Raw genomic sequence first — 25,531 nt, forward strand, 5'->3', positions numbered from 1 at the left:
GGTCGCCGTATGGGCACCCACGAGACGTACTCAACGGACCCCGTACCCACGACCCCGGCCGGCCGCGAGGCACTCGCCGCGATCCTCGCGCGCCCCGCCGCCACCCTCGTCGGCCTCGACTTCGACGGCACGCTCGCCCCGATCGTCGAGAACCCCGAGGACGCCCGCGCGCACCCCGACGCCCTCCCCGCCCTCGCGGCCCTCGCACCCCGGGTCGCCGCCGTCGCCGTCATCACCGGCCGCCCCGCCGAGGTGGCCGTCCGCAACGGCGGCTTCGCCGGCGCCAGGGGGCTGGACCACCTCACCGTCCTCGGCCACTACGGCGCCGAGCGCTGGGAGGCCCGCACCCAGGAGATCACCGCCCCCGCACCCCACCCGGGCGTCGCCGCCGTCCGCGCCGAACTGCCCGCCGTCCTGGCGGCCGCCGACGCGGGCCGGGGCGTGTGGGTGGAGGAGAAGGGCGGCCGCGCCGTCGCCGTGCACACCCGCCGCGCCACCGACCCCCTCGCCGCCTTCGAGGCCCTCCGCGAACCCCTCGCCGCCCTCGCCGCCCGCCACGGCCTGATCGTCGAACCCGGCCGGTACGTCCTGGAGCTGCGCCCGCCCGGCATGGACAAGGGCGTCGCCCTCCTCGACCACGTCCGCGCCACCGGCGCCCGGTCCGTCCTCTACGCCGGCGACGACCTCGGCGACCTCCCCGCCTTCGCCGCCGTCGAGAAACTCCGCCAGGACGGCGTCCCCGGCCTCCTCGTCTGCAGCGGCTCCACCGAGGTGACGGAACTCGCCACCCGCGCCGACCTGGTCGTCGACGGCCCCGCCGGCGTCGTACGGCTCCTGAAGGACCTCGCCCGTCAGCTGGGCTGAAGGTCCCGCAGGGCCGTCAGCTGGTCCAGGAACCACTGGGCCGGGGGCAGCGCGGTCGCGGCGGCGGCCAGCCGTTTGACGCGCTCGGCGCGCTCCTCCGGCCCCATGGTCAGGGCCTCGTGCAGGGCCCGGGCCGTCTCCAGGACGTCGTACGGGTTCACCACGAGCGCGTCCTCGCCCAGCTCCCAGTACGCCCCCGCCTCCCGCGACAGCACCAGCACGCACCCCTCGTCGGAGACCACCGGGACCTCCTTGGCGACCAGGTTCATCCCGTCCCGGATCGGGTTGACCAGGGCCACGTCCGCGAGGCGGTAGGCGGCGAGGGAGCGGGCGAAGTCGTCCTCCAGGTTCAGCAGCACCGGGGTCCAGCCCGGTGTGCCGTACCGCTCGTTGATCTCCGCCGACAGCCGCGCCACCTCAGCCGTGTAGTCGCGGTAGACGGCGAGATCCTGCCGGGAGGGATAGGCGAAGGCGAGGTGGACGACCCGCTCCCGCCACTCGGGGTGGTCGTCGAGCAGCTGCCGGTACGCCAGCAGACCGCGCACGATGTTCTTCGACAGCTCGGTGCGGTCGACCCGGACGATCGTCCGGCGCCGCCCGGCCCCCGACTCCGCGCCGCCGATCTCCGCGCGCAGGGCGGCGATCCGCTCCGCCACGTCCGGCCGGTGCGCGCGCTCGCGCAGGAAGTCGGCGTCGGCGCCCAGCCCGTGCACCCCGATCCGGGTGCCGCCCGTGCCGCCCGCGTACTCCGCGCAGCACGCGGTGAACGCGTCCGCCCAGCGTCGGGTGAGGAAACCCAGCCGGTCCGCGCCGAGCATGCCCCGCAGCAGCTGCTCGCGGATGTCCGACGGCAGCAGCCCGAAGTAGTCCACCGGCGCCCACGGCGTGTGCGAGAAGTGCCCGATCCGCAGGTCGGGGCGGAGCGCGCGGAGCATCCCGGGGACCAGACAGAGGTGGTAGTCCTGCACGAGGACCGCCGCGCCCGGCCCCGCCTCCTGCGCGAGCGCCTCCGCGAAGGCGCGGTTGTACGTCTCGTACGACGCCCACTGGCGCCGGAACTCCGAGTCGAAGGCCGGTTCCAGCGGGGTCTGGTACAGCAGGTGGTGGATGAACCAGAGCACCGAGTTCGCGATGCCGTTGTAGGCGTCCGCGTGCACGTCGGCGGGAACGGGCAGCATCCGCACGCCCTCCTCGCCGACCCCGCGCCGGACCGCCTCCCGGTCGCCGTCGGACAGCGCCGAGCACACCCACAGGGCGCCCGCCTCGGGGCCGATCGCCGACAGACCGGAGACCAGCCCGCCGCCCCCGCGTTTCGAGTGCAGCGAGCCGTCCTCGCCCACCGTGTAGGAGACCGGGCCGCGGTTGGACGCGACCAGCACCTGAGCACCCCGAGCAGCAGTGTCGTGCGTGGAAGCCATACGCCTCAACCTAGCCCGGTCGGGAAACGCTCAAACGTACGGTGGCGCTGCGTGGACGGGTCATATCCGGCCGTATACGACCCGTCCCCCGTACGGCGGAATCGGCTAGGCGACCTTGCGGGACTGGTACTCCGCGATCTCCGCCATCGGCGGCCGCTCCTCCGTGTCCACCGAGTACGTACGCGGCTCGAACCCGTCGGCGCCGCGCTCGAACTGGGTCAGGGCGGGGCGGACGAGATGGCCGCGGGCCAGCCGCAGCTGGGCGGTCCGGTAGATCGCCGCCGCCATCCGGCCGAGGGCCTGCCCGTCCTGGTGGCGGTGCCTGCGCACCCCGACGTCGACCTGCGCGAGCGCGTCGAGGCCCACCAGGTGCAGCGCGTCGATCAGCATCCCCAGCTCGACGCCGTACCCCACCGGGAACGGCAGCTGTTCGAGCAGTGAGCGACGGGCCGCGTACTCGCCGCCGAGCGGCTGCACGAAACCGGCCAGCTGCGGCCAGTGCATGTTCAGCAGCGGGCGCGCCATCAGCTCGGTGACCCGGCCGCCCTGCCCGGCGGCGCCGCCCAGGGGACGGTCGTACATCCCCTTGACGAGGTCCACCGCGGGGTCGGTGAGCAGCGGGCCGACGATGCCGGAGACGAAGTCCGAGGAGAACTCCCGGAGGTCGGCGTCGATGAAGCAGACGATGTCCCCGCCGGTGACCAGCAGGGAGCGCCACAGGACCTCGCCCTTGCCGGGCACGGCCGGGATGCGGGGCAGGATCGTGTCGCGGTGGACGACCCGCGCCCCCGCCGCCGCCGCGACCGCCGCCGTGCGGTCGGTCGACCCCGAGTCGACGACCACGAGCTCGTCGACCAGCGGGACCTGCTGCATGAGGTCGTGCCGGATGACCGCGACGATGTCACCGACGGTCTCCTCCTCGTTGAGTGCGGGCAGCACGACACTGACCCGCTGCCCCGAGGACCGCTTGGCGGCCATGATCCGGTGCAGTGGCCGATCGGTCATGGTCCAGGAGCGGGTGGTCAGCCAGCGCTCGACTTCTTCCAGCACGTAGGCGGCTCCTTCACCTGTGATCCATCTCGCGGTTCGGACGACTATCTCAACTGTCCAGGTTGTCGGTTACAGTCTTGGACAACGCGGGTGACCATCGCATGTCCTCGGTGGCCCGGCGTCCACAACTTCATACCGCTCATCCAGAGGGGCAGAGGGATACGGCCCGATGAAGCCCCGGCAACCCTCCAGCCGGTCTCGTTCACGCGAGGCTCCCGGCTTGGGAAGGTGCCAAATCCGTCTCACGGCGAGATGCGTCGTGAGGAAGATGAGGAGAAAGGGCCTCGCCTCACATGGCTGCGCAGACTGTTGAAACCGGATCCACCGATTCCGTCGCCTCCACCGTAGACCTCGGCCCCGCCGCCGCGTTGAGCTGCCGGGAATGCGGTCACCAGGTCCCGCTCGGCCCGGTCTTCGCCTGCGAGGAGTGTTTCGGCCCGCTCGAGATCGCGTACGACTTCTCCTCCTACGACCCGGAGGAGCTCAGGAAGCGCATCGAGGCGGGACCCGCGAACATCTGGCGCTACGCGCCGCTGCTGCCCGTCCCGGCGGACGTGGCCGACAAGCCCAACATCAACCCCGGCTGGACCAAGCTCGTCAAGGCCGACAACCTGGCGCGCGAGCTGGGCGTCGAGGCCGGCAAGCTGTTCGTCAAGGATGACTCCGGCAACCCGACCCACTCCTTCAAGGACCGGGTCGTCGCCCAGGCCGTCGAGGCGGCGCGGGCCTTCGGGTACACCACCCTGAGCTGCTCCTCCACCGGCAACCTCGCCGGTGCCGTCGGCGCCGCCGCCGCCCGGGCCGGCTTCCGCTCCTGCGTGTTCATCCCGCACGACCTGGAGCAGGGCAAGGTCGTCATGGCCGCGATCTACGGCGGCGAGCTCGTCGGCATCGAGGGCAACTACGACGACGTCAACCGCTTCTGCTCCGAACTCATCGGCGACCCGGCGGGCGAGGGCTGGGGCTTCGTCAACGTCAACCTGCGGCCGTACTACGCCGAGGGCTCCAAGACACTGGCGTACGAGATCGCCGAGCAGCTCGGCTGGCAGCTCCCGGACCAGCTGGTCGTGCCGATCGCCTCCGGCTCCCAGCTCACGAAGATCGACAAGGGTCTCCAGGAGCTGATCAAGCTGGGGCTCGTCGAGGACAAGCCGTACAAGATCTTCGGTGCGCAGGCCGAGGGGTGCTCGCCGGTGTCGGTGGCCTTCAAGGCCGGGCACGACGTGGTCCGCCCGCAGAAGCCGAACACCATCGCCAAGTCGCTGGCGATCGGCAACCCGGCGGACGGGCCGTACGTCCTCGACATCGCGCGTCGCACCGGCGGCGCGGTGGAGGACGTGACCGACGAGCAGGTCGTCGAGGCGATCGGGATCCTCGCCCGGACCGAGGGCATCTTCGCGGAGACCGCCGGCGGTGTGACGGTCGGCGTCACGAAGAAGCTGATCGAGAACGGGCTGCTGGACCCGGCGAAGACGACCGTCGTGCTGAACACCGGTGACGGTCTGAAGACGCTGGACGCGGTGGCCGGGACCGGACTCACCGCGACGATCCGCCCGTCGCTGGAGTCCTTCCACGAGGCCGGGCTCGCGTAATCCCTACTGGAGGTCATCGGCAATGAGCGTCACCGTCCGCATCCCCACCATCCTGCGCACCTACACCGGTGGTGCCGCCGAGGTCTCCGCCGAAGGGGCCAACCTCGGCGAGGTCATCTCGGACCTGGAGAAGAACCACACCGGGATCGCCGCCCGGGTCCTGGACGACCAGGGCAAGCTGCGGCGGTTCGTGAACGTGTACGTGAACGACGACGACGTCCGCTTCGAGCAGGGCCTGGAGACGGCGACCCCGGACGGGGCGGGCGTGTCGATCATCCCGGCCGTCGCCGGCGGCTGAGCCGGGTCCGACCGGTGGTTGACCCTCGGTCAGTACCCACCAGTAGTAACCGTCGGTAACAGTGATTACCGAGTGTTCATCGAATTGCCCCCTCCGTGAGAGAAGCGGAGGGGGCAATTCAGTGGGGTTGAGCGCGGTACAGTTGGGGAACCGGGTCGCGGAACCTGATCCGGAATCTTTGATTTCTGCCTTGAGTCCGACAAGAAGTAGCCAAAGTGCGTGCCTCTTGCGCGGCATTTGTGGCTTTTGCGGGGCCCGACTTGCCCTGAATTCAGGCGAATTCTCGCCATATTCCGGATCGCGTGCGTCCAGAATTCTCGTCCAAGTGACCTGTTGCAGAGGGCAGTTGGACAGATACATTCGGCCGCGGTCGACGCGTTCCGGCGCACGCCCCCAACCAACTGGGGGGTGAGGTCTGACCCGGATCCGCGAAGTGTGGATCTGTGCAAGGGCCAGTAATAGGGGAGTTAGGCATGGCTCAGGGCACCGTCAAATGGTTCAACGCGGAGAAGGGGTACGGCTTCATCGCGGTCGACGGTGGTGCGGATGTTTTCGTCCACTACAGCGCGATCCAGATGGACGGGTACCGCACCCTGGAAGAGGGTCAGCGGGTCGATTTCGAGATCTCGCAGGGTCAGAAGGGGCCGCAGGCGGACATGGTCCGGCTGGCGACCGGCTGAAGCACGCGCCGACTGAAGCGTCGTTCTTCTGTTTCATCTTCGAAGGGCTCGTACCTCCTGGGGTACGGGCCCTTCGGCATGCCCGGCGGACGGCCCGGCGGACCCCTCCATGGACCCCTCGATGGACGCCTCGATGGACCCCAGTCCTCGGGAGGCGCTTGCACTCGACCATGCCGAGTGCTAATCATTGGCGTTAGCACTCTGAAGGTGAGAGTGACAAAGAAGGACCGGGTCGGTGAGGCCCGCAGGCCAGGTGGGGCAAGGAACCACGCGGCATGCGAGCCGTCCGTCGCGGGCGCGGGCGCGGTCCGAAGGAATCACCCCCAGTCCTGGAGGGACCACTTCACATGGCCAAGATCATCGCGTTCGACGAGGAGGCGCGGCGCGGCCTCGAGCGCGGCATGAACCAGCTCGCGGACGCCGTCAAGGTGACGCTCGGCCCCAAGGGTCGCAACGTCGTCCTCGAGAAGAAGTGGGGCGCCCCCACGATCACCAACGATGGTGTGTCCATCGCCAAGGAGATCGAGCTCGAGGACCCGTACGAGAAGATCGGCGCCGAGCTGGTCAAGGAAGTCGCGAAGAAGACGGACGACGTAGCCGGTGACGGCACGACGACCGCGACCGTCCTGGCCCAGGCCCTGGTGCGCGAGGGTCTGCGCAACGTGGCCGCCGGCGCCAACCCGATGGCTCTGAAGCGCGGTATCGAGAAGGCCGTCGAGGCCGTCTCCGGTGCGCTGCTGGAGCAGGCGAAGGATGTCGAGACCAAGGAGCAGATCGCTTCCACGGCCTCCATCTCCGCCGCCGACACCCAGATCGGCGAGCTCATCGCCGAGGCCATGGACAAGGTCGGCAAGGAAGGCGTCATCACCGTCGAGGAGTCCCAGACCTTCGGTCTGGAGCTGGAGCTCACCGAGGGTATGCGCTTCGACAAGGGCTACATCTCGGCGTACTTCGCCACCGACATGGAGCGTATGGAGGCCGTCCTCGACGACCCGTACATCCTGATCGCGAACTCCAAGATCGCGAACGTCAAGGACCTGCTCCCGCTCCTGGAGAAGGTCATGCAGTCGGGCAAGCCGCTGCTGATCATCGCCGAGGACGTCGAGGGCGAGGCCCTGTCGACCCTGGTCGTCAACAAGATCCGCGGCACCTTCAAGTCCGTCGCGGTCAAGGCCCCGGGCTTCGGCGACCGCCGCAAGGCGATGCTGAACGACATCGCCATCCTCACCGGCGGCGAGGTCATCTCCGAGGAGGTCGGTCTCAAGCTCGAGAACACGACCCTGGACCTCCTGGGCAAGGCCCGCAAGGTCGTCATCACCAAGGACGAGACCACCATCGTCGACGGTGCCGGCTCCTCGGACCAGGTCGCGGGCCGTGTGAACCAGATCCGCGCCGAGATCGAGAACAGCGACTCGGACTACGACCGCGAGAAGCTCCAGGAGCGTCTGGCGAAGCTGGCCGGCGGCGTGGCCGTCATCAAGGCCGGTGCCGCCACCGAGGTCGAGCTCAAGGAGCGCAAGCACCGCATCGAGGACGCCGTCCGCAACGCGAAGGCGGCCGTCGAGGAGGGCATCGTCGCCGGCGGTGGCGTGGCCCTCATCCAGGCCGCCTCGGTCTTCGAGAAGCTGGACCTCGAGGGTGACGAGGCGACCGGCGCCAACGCCGTGAAGCTCGCGCTCGAGGCCCCGCTCAAGCAGATCGCCGTCAACGGTGGTCTCGAGGGTGGCGTCGTCGTGGAGAAGGTCCGCAACCTCCAGGTCGGCCACGGCCTGAACGCCGCGACCGGTGAGTACGTCGACATGATCGCCTCCGGCATCATCGACCCGGCGAAGGTGACCCGCTCTGCCCTGCAGAACGCCGCCTCCATCGCCGCGCTCTTCCTCACCACCGAGGCCGTCATCGCCGACAAGCCGGAGAAGGCCGCCGCGCCCGCCGGTGGCGGTATGCCGGGCGGTGACATGGACTTCTGATCGACCTCTGGTTGATCTGCGTCCTTACCGAGGGCGGTATCCCCAGTTCCTGCTGGGGGTGCCGCCCTCGGGCGTTTCAGCTGCTGCGGCCGACTTTCAGGACATGCACGGTGACGGTTGCGCCGTCTGGCCGGTACAGCACTCTCCACGTCCCGACGCGCAGCCGGAAGTAACCGGAGGCACCCAAGGCGCGGGATTCCTCCGGACGAGGATTGTCGGCGAGGGCACGCACCGCCGCAGCGGTCGCCTTCGCACCCACGGGGTCGCTCGTGCGGAGCCGTCGGAACTCGTTCATGGCGTGGGTTTCCCACACCACCGTGTAGGTCACGAAGCGGCCTCGCGGCGGTCTTCTTCCTCCAGCTGGGCCATGAATTCGTCGTGTGTCATGGACGCGCCGGACGGAGTCGCCTCACGGGCTCGTGCCTCAGCGATGTCGGCCTCGTCGCGCAGCCGCTGCAACTCTTCCAGTTCGCTTATCGGGATGAGCGCGGCGGCGGGCTTGCCGTATTCGGTGATCAGGATGTGCTCGTGGCCGTGACGAACCCGGCCGACCAGTTGACCAAGCTGATTACGGGCTTCCACCAGCGGATACGTCTCCATGGGAAAACTGTACAGAGTTGCGGGTGTGTGCGCTGTGTGCATATGGCTGGGCCTTCGACGGTCAGGGCGGATGATCATCCGGCGTACTGCCTGAGCAGGTCGGTATCGAGGGGCATGTTCAGCGGCGACGGGAGTTCGACGGTCGATCCCCAGGAGTAGGAGGGGGACCGCCGGTAACGGCCCTCTTTCGGTTCGCTGAAGACGGTCAGCGTGAGGCTGTCGCGGTCGATGAGCAGATAGACGGGGATTCCCACGGCTGCGTAGCCGAGAGGTTTGTCGATGCGGCAGCGCTGGTTGGTGTCGCGACAGCGCGTCGTGATCTCGACGGCCATCAGGATGCCGGACGCGTCGGACCATTCACCGTGTCCTTTGAAGTGCCCGCGACGCGCGACCGTGCCATCACAGCGACTACGGCCCTTGTGGTCGGCCTCGGTCTTGAGGCCGGTGCTGGGGTAGAGGCCAAGCTCGGGTCGGCTTTGTGTGAGCAGCCGGAGCAGCCACATGAAGATGGACGTGTGATTGCCGTCCCGCAGAGCTTTGACCTCGAGTTTTCCGCTGACGTATTCCAGTTGCACGGTTTCCGGTGCCCGGCGTTCCAGCTCCTCGAAGTCCTCCACAGTGAGCGGATCCTTGGTGCGGACGCGGCCGTCGATGAATTCGAGCCGAACATGTGCCGGGGCCGCCTCGGCGAGGTCCTCGAAGTCCTCCATGGGCAACTGCGGGCGTCCAGGGGCCTCAGGACTCATGTGGTCCTCTCTCGGCGCAGGGACATTGCGGCACGGATCCCGTCGGCGAGGGCATGGATCGCCGGGGCGGGCAGGGGTGCGGTGGCGCGCGTGGGGGCGGGTTGGTCTCGGCAGCCGTTGCACAAGCCGCCCGGCAGGGCATCGGGATGACCCGGCACCCCGCACTCCGCGCACTCCATGACCCGACGGGGTGGACGTGGGGCCGGAGGTGGTGGCGGCAGCTTGTCCGTCAGGCGGCGGTGGAGGAGGGCGGCGGGGCTGTGGACCGGTGTCGGCAGACCGGCGGTGAGGGTGGCCACGATCGTCTCCTCGCCGGCGCCGCGCGCGAACCACTCCTCCACCAGCGGAGCGAGCCGCACGCAATCGGCGGCGGACAGGGACAGGCACGGCGTGTTGCGGCCCAGGGCCGCGAGGAGGATGTGGGCGCGGGAGCGGGTGGGAGGGGGCGGAGGGGGGTCCTCCTCCGGTACCTCGCCGCGCGTGAAGCCCGCCCACCAGCCGTCGTCACGTGCCGTACGGGACCACCACGATCGGGTGATCCAGCGCGAGCCGCCGTCCTCGGCCTCCACCCGCTCCCGACCCCGCCTCAGATGTCCGGCCGCCTGGATCCTGTTGAGCGCGGTCCGCAGTGCGCACTGGCCGTACGGCGTCGTCTTCGCCAATGTCTTCACGGAGATGTCGGCGCCCTCGGGGAGCCGGTCGACGTACGCGGCGATGGCGGCTTCTCGGGGCGGGAGGTGTGCGAAGTCGTGTGCGGTGCGGCGGAGTTGGTCCGGCGCGGAGCGCTTTCCGTAACCCGGATTGGCCATTGGGTGCGGGTAAGAGTGCGTGGGGAGGGGGGCAGTACTAGTCTTGGCGGCAGCCACGGGATCACTTTCTTTGATCGCGTTGGTTAAGCCCCCGCAGGTGTTGCTAGCACTTGTCGGGGGCTGTTGCGTTATGCGCACGCTAGAGGTCCGTGACTGTCCGTCGCAACTCGGTCGCCGAAAGTCAACTCGAAGGGGGGGAGGGTGGGTTGAGGCCCTCCACCCATTCCCAGCAAAGAGCGCTCGGAGCTGGGCGCTTGAGCTTCGGGAGCGGTTTCAGTGGCTGATGTGCTGGACGAACGCCGCCCAGGCCTCCGGCCGGAACGCGAGCCTCGGGCCGTGCGGCGCTTTGGAGTCACGGATGAGGGTGGGGTGGGTGAGGGCGGCTTCGAGGCAGTCGCCGCCCTGGCCGCCGCTGTAGCTGGACTTGTGCCAGGTCAGGACCTCATGGGTGCTGTTCTCCATGCTCGTAATCCTGCGCCACCGACTCCAGGAGGGCCAGCGAATCCTGCGGCGAAAGCGCCGTGGCCTGGAGGAGGTTGAACATCAGGATGTGGCGGGCGACGGTGGCGGGATCGTCCAGCAGCTTTCCCATGTCCGGCGCTTCCACGAAGGAGAGCGGTGGCGCGTCCTTGAACTCCATGAGTTTCAGCGGGCCGTCCATCGCGGCGTGTGCACCGGCCCCGAACGGCAGCACTTGCACGATGATCCGCCGCTGCCGGGCAAGGCTCAGTACGTGGCGGACGGCCTCGGCCATCACCGCCCTGCCGCCGACCACTCGACGCAGCGCCGCCTCATCGAGGATCGCCCACAACAACGGCGTTGTTGGATCGTCGAGGAGATGCGCGCGTTCCAGCCGAGTGGCCACCAAGTCATCGATTTCGGCGTCCTGAGCTGTGGGTTTGTAGGCACGGAACACGGCCTCCGCATACGCCCTGGTCTGTAGTAGTCCCGGAATCAGGATCTGGGCGTACTGCCTGATCGCCGTAGCGACCGCCTCCGCCTCCGCCGCCTCCGCGAAGTGGTCCGGGTACTTCGACTTGGCCAGGGCCCGGCAGTTGCGGGCGAAGAAGCCGTTCGTGCCCAGGATCTCGTCTATCTGGACGGCGTATTCGAGGTGCAGGCGGCGCGTCCCGGCCTCCAGCTGGCCGATGAACGAACCGCTCACGAAGAGGGGTTCGCCCAGGTCGGCCTGGCTCAGCCCCTTCCTCTCCCGTGCGTGGCGCAACTCCGCGCCCAGCAGCGCGCGTGGGGACGATGAGGGGTCGAGGCCCTTCGGTTCGGGCATGGCACCTCCCTTGTCCAACGAACGAGGTTGTTGGGACGCCGTCCCTGGTCAGGTTAGGGAGCGGGCGGACACGCTGTGTGGTGAAAGCGAATACTCAGCGTGGAGGAAGTGGCGCCCATGGACACGACACCTGCCCGGACCGCCCCCGAGGCTCTGGCGCGGCTGCACACCGCCCTGCGGGACGCGGGGGTGCGGCTGCCCTCCGTCCGGCTGGACCCGGTGTCGGCCGCGCAGGACGAGCGGTTCGCCCTGATCGACCTGGGGCGCTGCAACTTCGTCGTGGCCTCGCGGCTCGCCGATGCCCTGGCGGGACGCCCCGGGCCGGAGGAGACCGGCGAGGCGTCCGCCGCCGACGAGTTGAGGGAGCGGGTGCGTCTGCTCAACCGGGGCGGCCTCGCAACCGGTAGGGTTCCTGACATGAACACCGGACCGGCCTCGCGCCACTCACGGATGGGCGATCCGGTGGAGAGCTGACCGCCCGCGGACCGCCGCAGTGCTCGTGCACCGAGAACCCCTCTTCGTGTCGAGTACAAAGCGAGGTCAGTCGTATGGCAGTCACCTTCAACCACACCATCATCGCCGCCAAGGACCGCACCGAGTCGGCCCGGTTCTTCCGGGAGCTGCTGGAGCTGGCGGAAGCCCCCTCGTGGGGTCCCTTCACCAACATCCAGCTCGACGACGGTGTCCTGCTCCAGTTCGCCGAGCCGCCGGTGGACATCCAGATGCAGCACTACGCCTTTCTCATCGACGACGAGCTCTTCGACCGGGCGTACCGGCGCCTGTGCGAGCAGGGTGTCGTGCACTGGGCCGATCCGCAGATGCGGCGGCCCGGCGAGATCAACGACGAACACGGCGGCCGGGGGGTCTACTTCAAGGACCCCGCCGGTCATGCCATCGAGCTGATCACCCGGCCGTATCTGTGACCGTCCGGGCGTAGTGGGAGCCGACCGCCGGCTGGCCCGTGTAGTTGGGGCCGGCCGTCGGATCGGCGCCCAGGTAGGTGAAGGGGAGGGCGGGCCTGCGGGCGCCCCGGAGGGTGAGCAGGTGGCGGCGGGCGTCGTACGTGAATCCCGCCGCGCGGAGTGCGGCGAGTACCTGTCTCTTCGCCGGCCCGCCGTCCGGGTGGCGGATCGACTCCGGGTCGAAGTGGGCCAGGAGCAGTCCGTCCTCCGTCAGCCAGGAGGCGGCCCGGGCGAGCAGGCCCAGCTGGTCGCCCACGTAGTGCAGGCCGTGCACGCAGGTGATGAGGTCGTAGGGGCGGGTCGGCGCCCAGGTCGAGACCGACGCCGTGATCTCCTCCAGGGCGGGTGGAGTCGGCAGGGGACGCGGCGGGCCCACCAGGTCCACGCCCGTGAGGACCGCGTCGGCGGGCAGGGCCGGGGCCGCCTCCCGCAGGGCCCGGCCCTCGCCGCTGCACAGGTCCAGCCACGCACGTGCCCCGGGGCGGCGGTCCAGCAGCCAGGCCCGCGGGTCGAGGCCCAGTTCGCGGGCGTAGCTGTTCACCCCGGCCAGCCCGCGTTCGCGGTTCATGGTGTTGTTGGCGACCACGGAGGACCGCTCCAGCTCGGAGGTGTCCACCAGTTCGGGCCCCGTCATGCGCTCATCCGGACCAGCACCGCGACCTCCCGCCCACCTCGTGTCTCCCATGCGGAAACGCTAACCGGCACCACTGACAACGCCCCCGCGTGGCCGGGATCACAGGGCGTTCCGGGGTGCGGCCGGAATGGGAAGGGCGGCGCGGTAGTTCTCGTTGCAGAGTCACTCGATGCATGTGCACATACCGATCGGTCTTCAAGGCCGTATTCTTCACGAGGAGCCCCCCGCGTGAGCGTCACCGAGCCCACCCCCACCCGCGCCGCCGAGATCCTCTCCCGGCCGGTGAGCATCAACGGTCTGACCGTCCCGAACCGGATCGCGATGGCGCCGATGACCCGGATGTTCTCCCCGGACGGCATCCCGGGCGAGGACGTGGTCTCGTACTACTCCCGCCGCGCCGCCGCCGGCGTCGGTCTGGTCGTCACCGAGGGGACGTACGTCGGACACGAGTCGGCCGGGCAGAGCGACCGGGTGCCCCGGTTCCACGGTGAGGAGCAGCTCGCGGGGTGGGCCAAGGTCGCCGAGGGCGTGCACGCGGCGGGCGGGACGATCGTGCCGCAGCTGTGGCACATCGGCATGGTCCGCAAGCAGGGCGAGCCGCCGTACGCGGACGCCCCGGCCGTCGGCCCGTCCGGGCTGCGCATGGACGGCACCGAGGGCACCGGCAAGGCGATGACCCAGCGCGACCTGGACGACGTCATCGGCGCGTTCGCCGAGGCCGCGGCCGCCGCCGAGCGCATCGGGTTCGACGGCGTCGAGATCCACGGCGCCCACGGCTACCTCGTCGACCAGTTCCTGTGGGCCGGCACGAACCGCCGTACCGACGCCTACGGCGGTGACGCGGTGGCCCGTACGACGTTCGCCGCCGAGGTCGTCGCGGCCGTCCGCGAGACCGTCTCCGCCGAGTTCCCGATCATCTTCCGCTACTCGCAGTGGAAGCAGGAGGCCTACAAGGCCCGCCTCGCCGAGACCCCGGAGGAGCTGGAGGCCATCCTCACGCCGCTGGCCGCAGCCGGTGTCGACGCCTTCCACGCCTCCACCCGCCGCTACTGGATCCCGGAGTTCGAGGGTTCCGACCTCAACCTCGCGGGCTGGACGAAGAAGCTCACCGGCAAGACCACCATCACCGTCGGCTCGGTGGGTCTCGACGGCGACTTCATCCGGGGCTTCGCCGGTGAGGGCTCGCCGGTCAAGGGCATCGAGGACCTCCTCGACAGCCTGGAGCGCGACGAGTTCGACATGGTGGCCGTGGGGCGCGCGCTGCTCCAGGACCCGGAGTGGGCGGCCAAGGTCCTCGCGGGGCGCACGGACGAGCTGAAGGCATACGACGCCGCCGCGCTGAACACCCTCAGCTGAACCCCGGTTCGCCGGGCGACGCGCGGGTACGGTCCGGGAGATGAGGATCCTTCATCTCTCGGACCCGCACATCGGGAAGGACGGCGCCGTCGACTCCCTGCGGCTGATGCTGGGCGAGCTCCGGCAGGTGCGGGACGTGGACGCCGTCGTCGTCACCGGTGACCTCGCCGACGACGGCGCGACGGAGGCGTACGCCACCGTCCGCGCGCTCGTCGGCGATTTCGCGCGCCCTCTCGGCGCGCCCGTCTTCTACACCACCGGCAACCACGACGAGCGGTCCGCCTTCGCGAAGGTGCTGGGCAGCGGGCACCCGGAGGGAGCCGTCGCGTTCCCGGGGGAGGAGCGGGCCGCCGTCAGCGAGGTCGGCGGGTGGCGGTTCGTCACGCTCGACTCGCTGGTCCCGGGCAAGGTGTACGGCCGTGTCGGCGCGGCCCAGCTGGAGTGGCTGCGGGGCGTGCTGAGCACGCCGGCCGGGCACGGCACCGTCCTCGCCTTCCACCATCCGCCGATCGGCCTCGCCCTCTCGGCGACCCAGCGGGTCTTCGGGCTGCGGGAGGCCGGCGAGCTGGCTGCGGTGATCCGGGGGAGTGACGTACGGGTCCTGCTGACCGGGCACTACCACCTCCAGCTCTGCGGGTTCCTGGCCTCGGTGCCGGTGTGGGTGACGCCCGGGATCGTCAACCGGATCGATCTGACCACCGCGCCCGGGACGGAGCGGGCGGTGCGCGGTCCGTCGGCCTCGCTGGTGGAGCTGGGCGGGGCGGAGGGGCCGATGTTCCACACGTTCCACGCGCGCGATCCGCGGGCCCATGAGCTGGTGTACGAGCTGGACGAGGAGCGGACCCGGGAGATCATCGCGCGGCACGGCTGAGCCGTGGTGCGGGATGTGCGGGGCACTGGTGGCGGATTTAGCTTGCTTAACTCAATCAATCTGCATAAGCTTGCTTGAGTCAAGCAGTTCACCAGTGCTTGCCCCTCTTCCTCGTTCCCTGCGCATCCGACGGAGGCCCTGTCATGTCCGACGCCCTTGCCCGACCCGCCGCGGCGGGGACATCCGCCCCGCCGAGGTCGAACGCCGTGGTGGCGGTGCTGGCCCTCGCCGGGATCGTCGTCTCGCTGATGCAGACCCTGGTCATCCCGATCGTTCCCGAACTGCCGAAGCTGCTGGACGCGCCGGCGTCCGACACCGCCTGGGCCGTCACCGCCACCCTGCTCGCGGCATCCGTCGCCACCCCGGTCGTCGGACGGCTCGGCGACATGGTCGGCAAGCGGCGGATGCTGGTGGTCAGCATCCTGATGCTGATCTCCGGCTCGCTGGTCTGCGCCCTCGCCGACTCGCTCGTCCCGATGATCGTCGGCCGCGCCCTCCAGGGTCTGGCCGCCGCCGTGGTGCCGCTCGGCATCAGCATCCTGCGGGACACCGTGCCCGCCGACAAACTCGCCGGTTCCACGGCCGTGATGAGCGCCTCGCTCGGTGTCGGCGGTGCGCTCGGACTGCCCGCCGCCGCGTTCATCGCCGACAACTGGGACTGGCACGTCCTGTTCTGGACCTCCGCGGCCCTCGGCGTCGTCGCCCTCCTGCTCGTGCTGGTCTTCGTGCCCGAGTCGCAGAACCGCTCCGGCGGACGCTTCGACCTCGTCGGCTCGCTCGGGCTGTCGGCCGGCCTGGTCGCGCTGCTGCTGGCCGTGTCCAAGGGCGCCGACTGGGGCTGGACGTCCGGGACCACGCTGGGCCTCGGTGCCGCCGCCGTCCTGATCCTGGGCGCCTGGGGCTGGTGGGAGCTGAAGGCCAAGCAGCCGCTGGTCGACCTGCGCACCACCGCGAAGACCCAGGTCCTGTTCACCAACCTCGCCTCGGTCGCCCTCGGCTTCTCGATGTTCGCGATGTCCCTGGTCCTGCCCCAGCTGCTCCAGCTGCCCGAGCAGACCGGCTACGGCCTCGGCAAGTCGATGCTGACGGTCGGTCTGGTGCTCGCCCCGCAGGGCTTCGTGATGATGATCATGTCGGCGGTCTCCGCCGGGATCACCAAGGCCAAGGGGCCCAAGGTGACGCTCATGATCGGCGCGCTGATCGTGGCCACGGGATACGCCCTGAACATCGTCCTGATGAGCGAGGTCTGGCACCTGGTCCTGGTGTCCTGCATCATCGGCGCCGGTGTCGGCTTCACCTACGGCGCCATGCCCGCCCTGATCATGGGCGCGGTCGACCCCTCGCAGACCGGTGCGGCCAACAGCCTCAACACCCTGATGCGCTCGCTCGGAACGTCCTTCGCCAGCGCCATCGCCGGTGTGATCCTCGCCCAGATGACCACGGACTTCGGCGGGTACGCCCTTCCGTCGGAGAACGGCTTCAAGGTCATCATGGCGATCGGCGCGGGCGCCGCACTCCTCGCCTTCTTCCTGGCGAGCTTCATCCCGAAGCGCAAGGCCCCCGCGCAGCTCTCGGTGGTCGAAGACGCCGAGGAGGCCACGCCGGTCAAGGCGTGAGCCCCGACCCGACCGCCGGAGGCGGCCGTCACCCACACGAGGGGTGTCGGCCGTCTTCGGCACTTTCGCCGGGCACCGCCCGTTTCCCGAACAGCCAGCGACTACAGGAGTGATCGATGACGACAGCCGAGCCAGCCCTCGTCGCGCGGACCACCGCCGGAGCCGTGCGCGGCCGCCGCGAGGACGGTGTGACGGTCTTCCGCGGCATCCCGTTCGCCGCCCCGCCGGTGGGGGAGGCCCGCTTCCAGGCCCCGCGACCGCCCCGCCCGTGGGACGGCGTGCGCGACGCGTTCGCCTTCGGCCCGCCGCCCCCGCAGGAGGCCGGCATCCAGGGACGGACCGGCGTGCTGGACGCCCCGACGGGCGACGACTGGCTGACGGTGAACGTGTGGACGCCCGAGGCGGACGCCGGGGGCGGCCGGCCGGTCATGGTCTGGATATACGGCGGCGCGTACAAACTCGGCCACTCCGGCAGCCCGGGCTACGACGCCCGGCAGCTGGCCCACGCGGGTGATCTGGTCGTCGTCACCCTCAACTACCGCGTCGGCATAGAGGGGTTCGCGCGGATCGAGGGGGCGCCCGCGAACCGGGGGCTGCTGGACCAGGTGGCCGCGCTGGAATGGGTGCGGGACAACATCACGGCGTTCGGCGGGGATCCGGGCCGGGTGACCGTGTTCGGCGAGTCGGCGGGGGCCGGTTCGGTGGCGTCGCTGCTGGCCATGCCGTCCGCCCGGGGGCTGTTCGGGCGGGCCGTCGCGCAGAGCGTGCCCGGCACGTTCTTCTCCGACGCCCTGGCCCGTGACCTCGCCACCGCGATCGCCGCCGAGGCGGGGCTGCGCCCGACGGCCGCGGACCTGGCGACCGTCGACCCGCGCGAGCTGCCCGAGGCCGGGGCGGCGCTGAGCGCGAAGATGGCGCAGCGCGTGGACCGCTGGGGGCAGGTGGCGCCCACGGTCACCCCGTTCTCCCCGGTGGTGGACGGCGAGGTGCTGCCGGTGACCCCCTGGGAGGCGCTGGCGGCGGGCGCGGGCCGTGACATCGAGCTGGTCGTCGGGCACAACGCGCAGGAGTACCGGCTGTTCCTGGTCCTGGCGGGGCTGCTGGGAAAGGTGACGGAGGAACAGGCCGCCGGTGTGCTGCGGATGTTCGCGCCGGGCGGGGAGGCGCAGGTTGGGCGGGTTTTCCGCCGGGCTCACCCGGAGGTGGGCCCGGCGGAGTGGTCCGAGCGCGTCCGCTGTAGGACTGGCTGTTCCACATACCGTTCCTGGGCGGTGAGCACAGGTGAGTGCGCACACCGGCACGCCCCGAACGGTCCTGAGCGCACTGGTCGTCCGCTTTCGCAGCCCGGGCGGCGACACGGATCGCGTCCGTGGTCCGGCTCCGGGAGGGCGGAGTCCCTGACGACCTGGCCTTGTGGAGCGGCCAGAGGCGAGAGGGAGGCCCTGAACCATCTCGCTGGTGGAGCAGGGGCCCTGCACGCTGGCGCCGCACCCGGCGTCCCAGATCGCCCCCTCACCGTAGCCCGGTCTGTCCGGAACGCCGCAAGCGCGTAAGCCGACGATCACACGATCGGGTGAAGTCCCCCTCGGGTGCGGTCGAGGCCGCCACTTCCCGCCGCTGCCGCTGCTGGGCGGCTAGAGGTTGCCCAGGGGCTCGATGTCGACCTTCACCGGGGTGCCCCAGATGCGCAAAACCTCGTAGTCGGTGAACTCGTGGACCAGGCGGTAGGCCATGGCGGGGCGGGAGCCGCGGCGCAGGGCGGCGAGGTACAGCTCGGCCTCGTGCCGGTCGCGCCGGGGCGTGCCGCACAGCTGCCACTCCTGGCCGTTCCACAGCTCCGGCAGCCAGCGCTGCTGGGGCTGGGGGCGGTCGCCGCGGCTGCCGTAGCGGGTGGGGGCGGGGGAGGAGGGCGCGCCCTGCGGGGCGGGGCCGTTGAACTCGGCCCGGCGGGCCGCCCGTCGCCGGGTCTCGCAGAGCAGGCAGAGATCGGGGGCGGCCTCGTCGACGGGGCCGTGGGGATGCTCGGCGCACCGGGTGGTGGGCGCGGCGCTGGTGACGCTCTCGTCGAGCAGTTCCAGGGCGCGCCGCAGATCGGCCTTGACCTCGTGCAGCCGGGCGTCGGGGGTGTCGGCGGACAGGGCCTCGCCGTGCTCCCCGAGCAGTCGGAGGGCACGGCCCAGGGCGGTGGACTGGGCGTGGTTCATGGCACCCAGGGTAGGGCGGGCGCGGCGGGCGGTGGCTCTCGGCCAACCTGTGCGCAGCAACCTATGATTGTTGACAATTTTGATGACGATCCGGAGTGGGCGGTGATAGCAAGGGCCGTCGGGTAAGTGCTGCCTACAGAAGAGACGGAAGTGAAGCGAGTGAAGCGCAGAACTGTGGTCCTGGGGCTGACCGGTGCCGCCGCGGCGCCGACCGTGGGATTCGCCGGCGCCGCGCGCGCGGCGAGCGGCACCGCGCCGAGGGCGGCGGCCGGGGACTCCTCCCTGGTCTTCGACCCGTCCTCCTACACCGAGCAGACGATCTCCCTCACCGACACCACCGGCACCGCCCACAGCGTGACCTACCGGTTCTTCAAGGTCGCCAGCTATGTGGCCCGGCCCGTCGACACCACCTACCAGTCCCTCAACATCAGCGTCCCGGTCGCGATCGACGGGGTCGCCGTCGACGCCTCCGACGCGCCCGTGCTGCTCGCCAACGCCATCGGCGGATACATGCCGTCGTCCGTGGCGAACGCCACCGGGATCGGCGCGTCCGGCATGGGCGGCGGCACCAGCCGGCAGGGCCTCGCGCTGGCCGCCGGGTACGTCGTCGTGGAGCCCGGGGCGCGCGGCCGTACCCTCGTCGACGCCGACGGCGTGTACTACGGCACCGCGCCCGCAGCGATCGTCGACCTCAAGGCGGCGGTGCGGTACCTGAAGTACAACCGGGGCCGGGTGCCGGGGAACGTGGACCGGATCGTCTCCTCCGGCGTCAGCGCGGGCGGCGCCCTCTCCGCCCTCCTCGGCGCCTCCGGCGACAGCCCGCTCTACACGCCCTATCTGGAGGAGATCGGCGCGGCCGACGCCGGCGACGCCGTCTTCGCCAGCGGCGACTGGTGCCCGATCACCGACCTGGAACACGCCGACGCCGCCTACGAGTGGAACTGGGGCGGCAACCCGCTCGCCTCCGGCGCCACCGTGGACGCCACGGTCTCCGCCGGCCTCAGGGCCCAGTACACGGACTACGTCGCCTCCCTCCACCTGCGCGCCCGGGGCTACGGCACGCTCACCACCCGCAACCTGGACACCTACCTCCTGGAGACGTTCCTCCAGCCGTCCGCCACGACGTACCTGGCGGCCCTGTCGGACCCGGCCCGCGCCGCCTACCTCACCGCGCACCCCTTCCTCACCTGGTCCGCCGGGAAGGCCACCTTCACCTGGGCCGACTTCCTCACCCATGTCGGCGCGCGCAAGAAGAACGCCCCGTCGTTCGACGCGTTCGACCTGTCCACGCCCGAGTGCAACCTCTACGGCACCGGCACCACCCGGGCCCGGCACTTCACCCTCTACAGCCTCCGCCATGCGGCCGGCGACAGCGCCCGCCTGGACGCCGACCTCCCGGACAAGCTGCGGCTGATGAACCCGATGCACCACCTCGCCGGCCGGGCCAACCCCCACCGCGCCAAGCACTGGTGGATACGCCTCGGCACCAAGGACACCGACACCTCGCTCTCCGTGGCCGCCAACCTCGCCACCCGGCTGACCGGCCTCGGCGACGACGTGAACGCGGCGTACTACTGGGACGCCGGCCATGGCACCGACCTGGACCCGGGCGACTTCATCAGCTGGATCGGGAAGGTGTCGGGTCACACGGCACGCCACCGGTAGCGGCCGCGGCTGTTGCCGCTGCCCGCACGCCGCCGAAGGCGTAGGTCGCCGCGAAACCGACGGTGTAGCCCGTGAGAAGGCCGCCCGCGTAGATCGCGGCGGTGACGCCCAGCCCCCTGTTCCCCGCGAGCAGGGGGAACAGGGCCCACCCCGAGGGGCCGATGGCGGTCGCGCCGACCCGGTCGCCGAGCATCGCGAAGAAGCCGATGAAGGCTCCGCCGGCCGCGCCGCCCGCGCAGGCGGTCAGGAAGGGGCGGCCGAGGGGGAGGGAGACGCCGTAGATGAGGGGTTCGCCGACGCCGAGCAGCCCCGCGGGGAGCGCCGATCTGATCGTCGTACGGAGAGAGGTGCTAAGAGAAGTGCTGAGAGAAGTGCTGAGAGAGGTGCCGACGGAGGTGTCGTGGCGCAGCCGGACATACACCGCGACGGCCGCGCCGACCTGGCCCGCGCCCGCCATCGCCAGGACCGGGAGCAGGACGGTGTAGCCCTGCTGGTCGATGAGGGTGGTGTGGATCGGGATCAGGGCCTGGTGGAGGCCGAGCATCACCAGGGGGAGGAAGAGGCCGCCCAGGACCAGGCCGGCGGCGGCGCCCGTGGTGGCCAGCAGCCAGTTCGCCGCCGTACCGATCGCGGCGGAGACCGCGCCGGCCGCGTACATGATCCCGTACAGCGTGCCGAGGCCCGCGACGAGGACGGTGACGGCGGGGGTGAGGAGGACGTCCAGGGCGTCCGGGACCCTGCCCCGGCACCACCGTTCGACCCGGGTCGCCAGCAGGGCCGCGGCCAGCGCGCCGAGCACCCCGCCCTGGCCGGGGGAGAGCTGCACCCCGAACGCCGTCACCTTCGCCACCCCGGGGAACACGACGATCGCCGCGACCGCACCGCCGAGGACCGGGGTGCCGCCGAACTCCTTCGCCGTGTTGACGCCGACGAACACGGGGATCAGCGCCATGAAGGCGGAGGCGACGGCGGCCAGGGCGGGCGTCAGCCCGGGCAGCAGGCCCGCGTTGACGAGCAGACCGCCCAGCCCCGCGAGGATGCCGCAGCCGATCAGCGCGGGAATCAGCGGGACGAAGACGGCGGCGAGGCGGCGCAGGGCGGACTTGAAGGGGGTGGCGTTGCGCCGCCCCCGCTCCTCCCGCACCACTGCGCCCCGCGCGGCCAGCCGCCCCGTTTCCATCAGGTGTTCGAATGCGGTCGTCACCCGGGCCACCACCCCCGGGCCCAGTACCACCTGCCAGGCGGCGCCGGCCGTGATGACACCGAGGACGCCGGGCAGGGCGCACAGGGACGGTTCGTCCGCCCGGGACGGGTCGGTGAGGGTGAGGCGGAGGCGGGTCATGCAGTGGGCGACGGAGGTGACGTTCGCGGGGCCGCCGACCAGGGGGAGGATCGCGGCGGCGAGGTCATGGGCGCTGTCCTTCGGGGTGCTCACCCACCGAGCGTGCGGCTCAGCCGGCCGCCGCGGCGAGCGCGGCACGCAGATGACCGCCGGACTCCTCCAGAAGGCGGGCGGCCACCACCCCGTCGACCCCGGCCAGCAGCACCAGGATCGCCTGCTTGGTCTCGCCGTCGGTGGCCGCGAGCGCCGCCTCGACCTCCCGGTCCCCGGCGCCGGTCGCCAGCGCGACGATGTGCCGCGAGCGGGCGCGCAGCTTGTCGTTGGACGCGCGGACGTCGACCATCAGGTTCCCGTACGTCTTGCCCAGCCGGATCATCGTGATCGTCGACACCATGTTGAGCACCAGCTTCTGCGCGGTGCCCGCCTTGAGGCGGGTGGACCCGGTGAGCAGCTCGGGCCCCACGACCACCTCGATCCCGTGCTCGGCGGCGGCCGCCAGCGCGCTGCCCGCGTTGCAGGACAGCCCCACCGTCAGCGCGCCCCGCGACCGGGCGTACTCCACCGCGCCGAGCGCGTACGGGGTACGGCCGGAGGCGGAGACGCCGATCACCGAGTCGTCGGCGGTCAGCCGGAGGGCCGCCAGGTCGGTGACGGCCAGCTCGGGGGAGTCCTCGGCCCCTTCGACGGAGGTGGTCATCGCCGGGGGCCCGCCGGCGAGGACGCCGACGACCTGCCCGGGGGCGGTGTCGAAGGTCGGCGGACACTCGGAGGCGTCGAGCACACCGAGCCGTCCGGCGGTCCCGGCGCCCGCGTAGACCAGCCGCCCGCCGCGCGCCATCCGCTCCGCGACGGCGTCGATCACGGCGGCGATACGGGGCAGCTCGGCGGCGACGGCCGCCGGCACCCCGGCGTCCTCACGGTTCATCAGCCGGGCCAGATCGAGGGTGGCGAGCCGGTCGATGTCGGCGAGCTCGGGCCGGAAGGCCTCGGTCGTGAGGGAGGAGAGCTGATGTCGCAGAGCCTCGGAGGAAGAGGCGGAGGAAGAGGCGGAGGAAGAGGCGGAGGAAGAGGCGGGGGAAGAGGCGGGGGTCATGGCAGTCGGTTCTTTCCGATCTTTCTGACGCGGGTCCGGTGCAACACCACTACCTGTGCCGGTGGGCCAACGCCTCGTACGACGCGGCCAGCGCGGGACCCGCCACCTCGTAGGTCCGCTGGGCCACGCCCACGAACAGACAGTCCACGACCAGCAACTGCCCGGTCCGGGAGGACATCGCCGCGGGCCGCAGCTCGCTCTCCCGTGCCGTCGAGGTGGTGAGGACGTGATCGGCGTACTGGGTGACGGGGCTCTCCGGCCGCCCGGTGATGGCGACCGTGGTCGCCCCGCGCTCGAACGCCACCCGCAGCGGCTCGATGACGTCCCGGGTCGACCCGGAGTGCGTGATCGCGACGGCGACGTCCCCCGCGCCGAGCTGGACCGCGTTCGTCACCGCGAGGTGCGGGTCGCTGTGCGCATGGGCCACGCGCCCGATCCGCAGCAGCTTCTGGGTGAGGTCCTGGGCGACGAGCCCGCTCGCGCCGACGCCGTACACGTCGACCCGCCGCGCGCCCGCCGCCGCATGAACCGCCGCCTCCAGCTGGGCGGTGTCGAGAAAGGCGGCGGTGTCGGCGAGGGTCTGCTGCTCGTCGTGGGCGAGTTTGGCGACGACGTCCGCGAGGGAGTCGTCGACGGCGATGTCGGTGGTGAGGGCGGGCGCGCGGCCGGACTGCTGCTGGGCGGCGAGCCCCGCGAGGGCGAGACGCAGGTCGCGGTAGCCGGGGTAGCCGAGGACGCGGGCGGTGCGGACCACGGTGGCCTCGCTGGTGCCGGTGCGTTCGGCGAGCCCGGTGACGGTGAGGGCGGCGCAGCCGGCCGGGTCGTTCGCGACGGCCTCGGCGACGCGCTGCATGGAGCGGGTCAGGGAGGGCGCGAGGGTGCGGACCTTGCTGGCGAGCGCGCCGGGCGCCGGACGGAAGGCTGCCTGCGCGAAGGTTTCCTTCACTTCCTGGGTCACCTCTGAAAGGTATTTTCACACCGGGGTGTGGTCAAGCACGCGCACAATAGGGTCATGGACCCCTCCCACGCTGCCGGGCCGCCCGGCCTCTCCGTCAGCGCCCTCGAACAGACGCTGCACACCGCCCGCGCCCTCGTACTGGCCGATCTGGCCTCCGGCGAGGTGGCCGCGGCGGACGTGGTGTCGATGGTCGAGGAGTCCGTCGTGCAGCGCCGCTGGTGGGTGGAGCAGTGGCCGGACGGGATGGCGTACGTGGCCGGGCTGGTCGCCCAGGACGTGCAGGACGCGCTCCTCGAACGGTACGGCCGCTGGCCGCTGTGCCCGGTCTGCGGCTCCGGCGATCCGCACGCCCTGGAGGTCGAGCCCGAACTGGGCCCCGATCCGCACTGGGTGTGCCACCTGGCGGGGGTGAAGGTCGCGGCGGTCGGGGCGCTGGGCTCGGCGACGGGCGGGGCGCGTTCCTCATGAGGCCGGCGTGACGCTCTACATCGACCCCCCGAACTGGCCGGGCCACGGCCGGATGTGGTCCCACCTCGTCAGCGATGTCTCGTACGACGAACTGCACGCGTTCGCCGACGGGCTCGGCGTGCCCCGGCGCGCCTTCGAGCGGGACCACTACGACATCCCGTCGCACCGGTACGCCGAGGTGGTCGCGGCGGGCGCGGTCGAGGTGGGCAGCCGTGAGGTGGTGCGGCTGCTGCACGCGGCGGGGCTGCGCCGGCGCAAGGGCGGGGTCAGTCGGTGAACACCGGCTCCATGGTGTGCCACCAGGTGGTGAGGCTGCTCTGGTCGGGGCCGGTGATCTGGACCAGGGCGGGGCGGTCGTAGTAGCTGCACAGGAAGACGTACTGCCCGCTGGTCGACAGGAAGCAGACGACGTCGCCGGCCGCCTGGCCGGTGTTGTTCTCGGACCAGCTGCCGCGCACGTTGATCTGGGACTCGCAGTTCCCTTCGGGCATGCTGCCCGCGTAGCTCTGGAAGACGCTGTCCCGGTCTGTCTTCGTCCCGTACATCACGACGCTGGCCTTGCCGGTGCCGGTGACGCCGAACTGGTCGACCGTGGTGACCGTGCAGTACAGGGCGGCCGTGGCGCCCTGCCACAGGGTGTGCGAGCAGCTGTCGCGCGACCACTGGTCGGTGTTGAGCGAGTCGCGCAGGTCGTGCTCGGCGAGGGTGAGGCCGTCGTCGGCGTACGGGGAGGGGCCGGTGTCGTCCGGCCCTGAGTCGTCCGGCGTGGGGGAGGGCGGATCGCTGTCCGGGCTCTCGTCGTCCGGCGTGGGCGTCGACTCGACGGGGGTGCTGACGCCGGGGCTGGGCGGCGGGTCCGCGCTGTCGCCCTTGGACTGCTGGGCCTGGAAGTAGAGGCTCACCAGGGCGATCACCGTGCTGATCACGATACCGATGATGGTCCAGAGCACGCCCCGCCGGGCATGGGGGTCCGGTACGGGCGGTCCGGGTGGCGTGGCCGGGCCGTTCTGACTCATGACGCTCCCCCGCTTCCCCCGGCGTACGCCAGAA

The 25,531-nt window shown here is 71.0% G+C and carries 27 protein-coding genes, 1 pseudogene and 1 riboswitch; of the genes and pseudogenes, 14 read left to right on the forward strand and 14 right to left on the reverse strand.

Going from position 1 to position 25,531, the window contains the following annotated elements:
- Positions 1 to 9 precede the first annotated feature (9 nt).
- On the forward strand, positions 10 to 864 hold the full coding sequence (otsB, locus tag ABZ490_RS06910; protein WP_358985331.1) for a trehalose-phosphatase: 855 nt from the start codon (positions 10 to 12) through the stop codon (positions 862 to 864).
- On the opposite strand, the gene ABZ490_RS06915 is transcribed toward otsB, so the two are convergent.
- Together ABZ490_RS06915 and ABZ490_RS06920 are read right to left on the reverse strand one after the other, a co-directional pair.
- Positions 852 to 2,282 (reverse strand): trehalose-6-phosphate synthase, encoded by a 1,431-nt coding sequence (locus tag ABZ490_RS06915; protein ID WP_358985334.1) that lies wholly within the window; start codon positions 2,280 to 2,282, stop codon positions 852 to 854. The two genes, otsB and ABZ490_RS06915, sit on opposite strands and share 13 nt — an antisense overlap.
- Positions 2,283 to 2,387: 105 nt before the next feature.
- On the reverse strand, positions 2,388 to 3,332 hold the full coding sequence (locus tag ABZ490_RS06920; protein ID WP_358985337.1) for a glucosyl-3-phosphoglycerate synthase: 945 nt from the start codon (positions 3,330 to 3,332) through the stop codon (positions 2,388 to 2,390).
- Positions 3,333 to 3,468: 136 nt separating this feature from the next.
- Positions 3,469 to 3,607, forward strand: a riboswitch (SAM riboswitch).
- An 18-nt stretch (positions 3,608 to 3,625) separates the two neighbouring features.
- Between ABZ490_RS06920 and thrC the strand changes: the two genes are divergently transcribed.
- The 4 genes from thrC (at position 3,626) to groL (ending at position 7,872) form a co-directional block, all read left to right on the forward strand.
- Positions 3,626 to 4,924 carry a threonine synthase gene (thrC, locus tag ABZ490_RS06925; protein WP_358985340.1) on the forward strand — a complete coding sequence of 433 codons (1,299 nt, stop codon included), beginning with the start codon at positions 3,626 to 3,628 and terminating at the stop codon, positions 4,922 to 4,924.
- 22 nt (positions 4,925 to 4,946) lie between these two features.
- Positions 4,947 to 5,222 carry a MoaD/ThiS family protein gene (locus ABZ490_RS06930; RefSeq protein ID WP_358985343.1) on the forward strand — a complete coding sequence of 92 codons (276 nt, stop codon included), beginning with the start codon at positions 4,947 to 4,949 and terminating at the stop codon, positions 5,220 to 5,222.
- Between the two features lie 473 nt (positions 5,223 to 5,695).
- On the forward strand, positions 5,696 to 5,902 hold the full coding sequence (locus ABZ490_RS06935; protein WP_007493268.1) for a cold-shock protein: 207 nt from the start codon (positions 5,696 to 5,698) through the stop codon (positions 5,900 to 5,902).
- A 347-nt stretch (positions 5,903 to 6,249) separates the two neighbouring features.
- Positions 6,250 to 7,872 carry a chaperonin GroEL gene (gene groL / locus ABZ490_RS06940; protein ID WP_358985347.1) on the forward strand — a complete coding sequence of 541 codons (1,623 nt, stop codon included), beginning with the start codon at positions 6,250 to 6,252 and terminating at the stop codon, positions 7,870 to 7,872.
- A gap of 76 nt (positions 7,873 to 7,948) precedes the next feature.
- Here groL and ABZ490_RS06945 read toward each other — a convergent pair whose 3' ends face one another.
- From ABZ490_RS06945 to ABZ490_RS06970, 6 genes are all read right to left on the reverse strand, one after another.
- On the reverse strand, positions 7,949 to 8,200 hold the full coding sequence (locus tag ABZ490_RS06945) for a type II toxin-antitoxin system RelE/ParE family toxin (protein WP_358985350.1): 252 nt from the start codon (positions 8,198 to 8,200) through the stop codon (positions 7,949 to 7,951).
- Positions 8,197 to 8,472 carry a type II toxin-antitoxin system Phd/YefM family antitoxin gene (locus ABZ490_RS06950; protein ID WP_358985353.1) on the reverse strand — a complete coding sequence of 92 codons (276 nt, stop codon included), beginning with the start codon at positions 8,470 to 8,472 and terminating at the stop codon, positions 8,197 to 8,199. Before ABZ490_RS06950 ends, ABZ490_RS06945 begins: the two co-directional genes overlap by 4 nt.
- Before the next feature lie 74 nt (positions 8,473 to 8,546).
- On the reverse strand, positions 8,547 to 9,182 hold the full coding sequence (locus tag ABZ490_RS06955) for a Uma2 family endonuclease (protein ID WP_358985355.1): 636 nt from the start codon (positions 9,180 to 9,182) through the stop codon (positions 8,547 to 8,549).
- A gap of 32 nt (positions 9,183 to 9,214) precedes the next feature.
- Positions 9,215 to 10,027 carry a hypothetical protein gene (locus tag ABZ490_RS06960; protein WP_358985358.1) on the reverse strand — a complete coding sequence of 271 codons (813 nt, stop codon included), beginning with the start codon at positions 10,025 to 10,027 and terminating at the stop codon, positions 9,215 to 9,217.
- Positions 10,028 to 10,300: 273 nt separating this feature from the next.
- Positions 10,301 to 10,489 (reverse strand): DUF397 domain-containing protein, encoded by a 189-nt coding sequence (locus ABZ490_RS06965; protein ID WP_358985360.1) that lies wholly within the window; start codon positions 10,487 to 10,489, stop codon positions 10,301 to 10,303.
- The gene (locus ABZ490_RS06970; protein ID WP_358985362.1) at positions 10,470 to 11,312 is read right to left on the reverse strand and encodes a helix-turn-helix transcriptional regulator; all 843 of its coding nucleotides are present in this window, start codon (positions 11,310 to 11,312) and stop codon (positions 10,470 to 10,472) included. Before ABZ490_RS06970 ends, ABZ490_RS06965 begins: the two co-directional genes overlap by 20 nt.
- Before the next feature lie 117 nt (positions 11,313 to 11,429).
- Between ABZ490_RS06970 and ABZ490_RS06975 the strand changes: the two genes are divergently transcribed.
- Both ABZ490_RS06975 and ABZ490_RS06980 read left to right on the forward strand, forming a co-directional pair.
- Positions 11,430 to 11,786 carry a hypothetical protein gene (locus tag ABZ490_RS06975; RefSeq protein WP_358985365.1) on the forward strand — a complete coding sequence of 119 codons (357 nt, stop codon included), beginning with the start codon at positions 11,430 to 11,432 and terminating at the stop codon, positions 11,784 to 11,786.
- Between the two features lie 74 nt (positions 11,787 to 11,860).
- Positions 11,861 to 12,235, forward strand: a complete 375-nt coding sequence (locus tag ABZ490_RS06980; RefSeq protein ID WP_358985368.1) for a VOC family protein — start codon at positions 11,861 to 11,863, stop codon at positions 12,233 to 12,235.
- Here the strand turns inward: ABZ490_RS06980 and ABZ490_RS06985 are convergent.
- On the reverse strand, positions 12,216 to 12,908 hold the full coding sequence (locus tag ABZ490_RS06985; RefSeq protein ID WP_358985371.1) for a methyltransferase domain-containing protein: 693 nt from the start codon (positions 12,906 to 12,908) through the stop codon (positions 12,216 to 12,218). The two genes, ABZ490_RS06980 and ABZ490_RS06985, sit on opposite strands and share 20 nt — an antisense overlap.
- A gap of 228 nt (positions 12,909 to 13,136) precedes the next feature.
- Between ABZ490_RS06985 and ABZ490_RS06990 the strand changes: the two genes are divergently transcribed.
- From ABZ490_RS06990 to ABZ490_RS07005, 4 genes and pseudogenes are all read left to right on the forward strand, one after another.
- Positions 13,137 to 14,264 carry an NADH:flavin oxidoreductase gene (locus ABZ490_RS06990; protein WP_358985374.1) on the forward strand — a complete coding sequence of 376 codons (1,128 nt, stop codon included), beginning with the start codon at positions 13,137 to 13,139 and terminating at the stop codon, positions 14,262 to 14,264.
- 40 nt (positions 14,265 to 14,304) lie between these two features.
- Positions 14,305 to 15,135 (forward strand): metallophosphoesterase, encoded by an 831-nt coding sequence (locus ABZ490_RS06995; protein WP_358985377.1) that lies wholly within the window; start codon positions 14,305 to 14,307, stop codon positions 15,133 to 15,135.
- 143 nt (positions 15,136 to 15,278) lie between these two features.
- The gene (locus tag ABZ490_RS07000; RefSeq protein ID WP_358985380.1) at positions 15,279 to 16,751 is read left to right on the forward strand and encodes an MFS transporter; all 1,473 of its coding nucleotides are present in this window, start codon (positions 15,279 to 15,281) and stop codon (positions 16,749 to 16,751) included.
- Between the two features lie 116 nt (positions 16,752 to 16,867).
- Positions 16,868 to 18,018 (forward strand): annotated as a pseudogene (locus ABZ490_RS07005) (carboxylesterase family protein); the annotation flags it as partial.
- A gap of 367 nt (positions 18,019 to 18,385) precedes the next feature.
- Here ABZ490_RS07005 and ABZ490_RS07010 read toward each other — a convergent pair.
- Positions 18,386 to 18,955, reverse strand: coding sequence for a hypothetical protein (locus tag ABZ490_RS07010; protein WP_358985383.1), 570 nt, complete (start codon positions 18,953 to 18,955; stop codon positions 18,386 to 18,388).
- Between the two features lie 159 nt (positions 18,956 to 19,114).
- Between ABZ490_RS07010 and ABZ490_RS07015 the strand changes: the two genes are divergently transcribed.
- Positions 19,115 to 20,620, forward strand: coding sequence for a subtype B tannase (locus ABZ490_RS07015; RefSeq protein WP_358985385.1), 1,506 nt, complete (start codon positions 19,115 to 19,117; stop codon positions 20,618 to 20,620).
- On the opposite strand, the gene ABZ490_RS07020 is transcribed toward ABZ490_RS07015, so the two are convergent.
- From ABZ490_RS07020 to ABZ490_RS07030, 3 genes are read right to left on the reverse strand one after another with little or no spacing between them, the layout of a single operon-like run.
- Positions 20,574 to 22,055, reverse strand: a complete 1,482-nt coding sequence (locus ABZ490_RS07020) for a PTS transporter subunit EIIC (protein ID WP_358985388.1) — start codon at positions 22,053 to 22,055, stop codon at positions 20,574 to 20,576. The two genes, ABZ490_RS07015 and ABZ490_RS07020, sit on opposite strands and share 47 nt — an antisense overlap.
- Before the next feature lie 16 nt (positions 22,056 to 22,071).
- Complete coding sequence (murQ, locus tag ABZ490_RS07025; RefSeq protein WP_358985392.1) at positions 22,072 to 23,055, reverse strand: N-acetylmuramic acid 6-phosphate etherase; 984 nt, start codon at positions 23,053 to 23,055, stop codon at positions 22,072 to 22,074.
- A gap of 49 nt (positions 23,056 to 23,104) precedes the next feature.
- Positions 23,105 to 24,013: a MurR/RpiR family transcriptional regulator gene (locus ABZ490_RS07030; RefSeq protein ID WP_358985395.1), complete on the reverse strand. Its 909-nt coding sequence runs from the start codon at positions 24,011 to 24,013 to the stop codon at positions 23,105 to 23,107.
- A 54-nt stretch (positions 24,014 to 24,067) separates the two neighbouring features.
- On the opposite strand from ABZ490_RS07030, the gene ABZ490_RS07035 reads away from it, so the two are divergent.
- Positions 24,068 to 24,481 carry a hypothetical protein gene (locus ABZ490_RS07035; RefSeq protein WP_358985398.1) on the forward strand — a complete coding sequence of 138 codons (414 nt, stop codon included), beginning with the start codon at positions 24,068 to 24,070 and terminating at the stop codon, positions 24,479 to 24,481.
- 7 nt (positions 24,482 to 24,488) lie between these two features.
- Entirely contained in the window at positions 24,489 to 24,758 is a 270-nt protein-coding gene (locus ABZ490_RS07040; RefSeq protein ID WP_358985401.1) for a DUF4031 domain-containing protein, read from the forward strand.
- Here the strand turns inward: ABZ490_RS07040 and ABZ490_RS07045 are convergent.
- Complete coding sequence (locus ABZ490_RS07045) at positions 24,748 to 25,497, reverse strand: hypothetical protein (RefSeq protein WP_358985404.1); 750 nt, start codon at positions 25,495 to 25,497, stop codon at positions 24,748 to 24,750. The genes ABZ490_RS07040 and ABZ490_RS07045 overlap by 11 nt on opposite strands.
- Between the last annotated feature and the right edge of the window lie 34 nt (positions 25,498 to 25,531).

Origin of the sequence: Streptomyces sp. NPDC005811, from assembly GCF_040630405.1 — a bacterium.
Classification (GTDB): Bacteria; Actinomycetota; Actinomycetes; order Streptomycetales; family Streptomycetaceae; genus Streptomyces.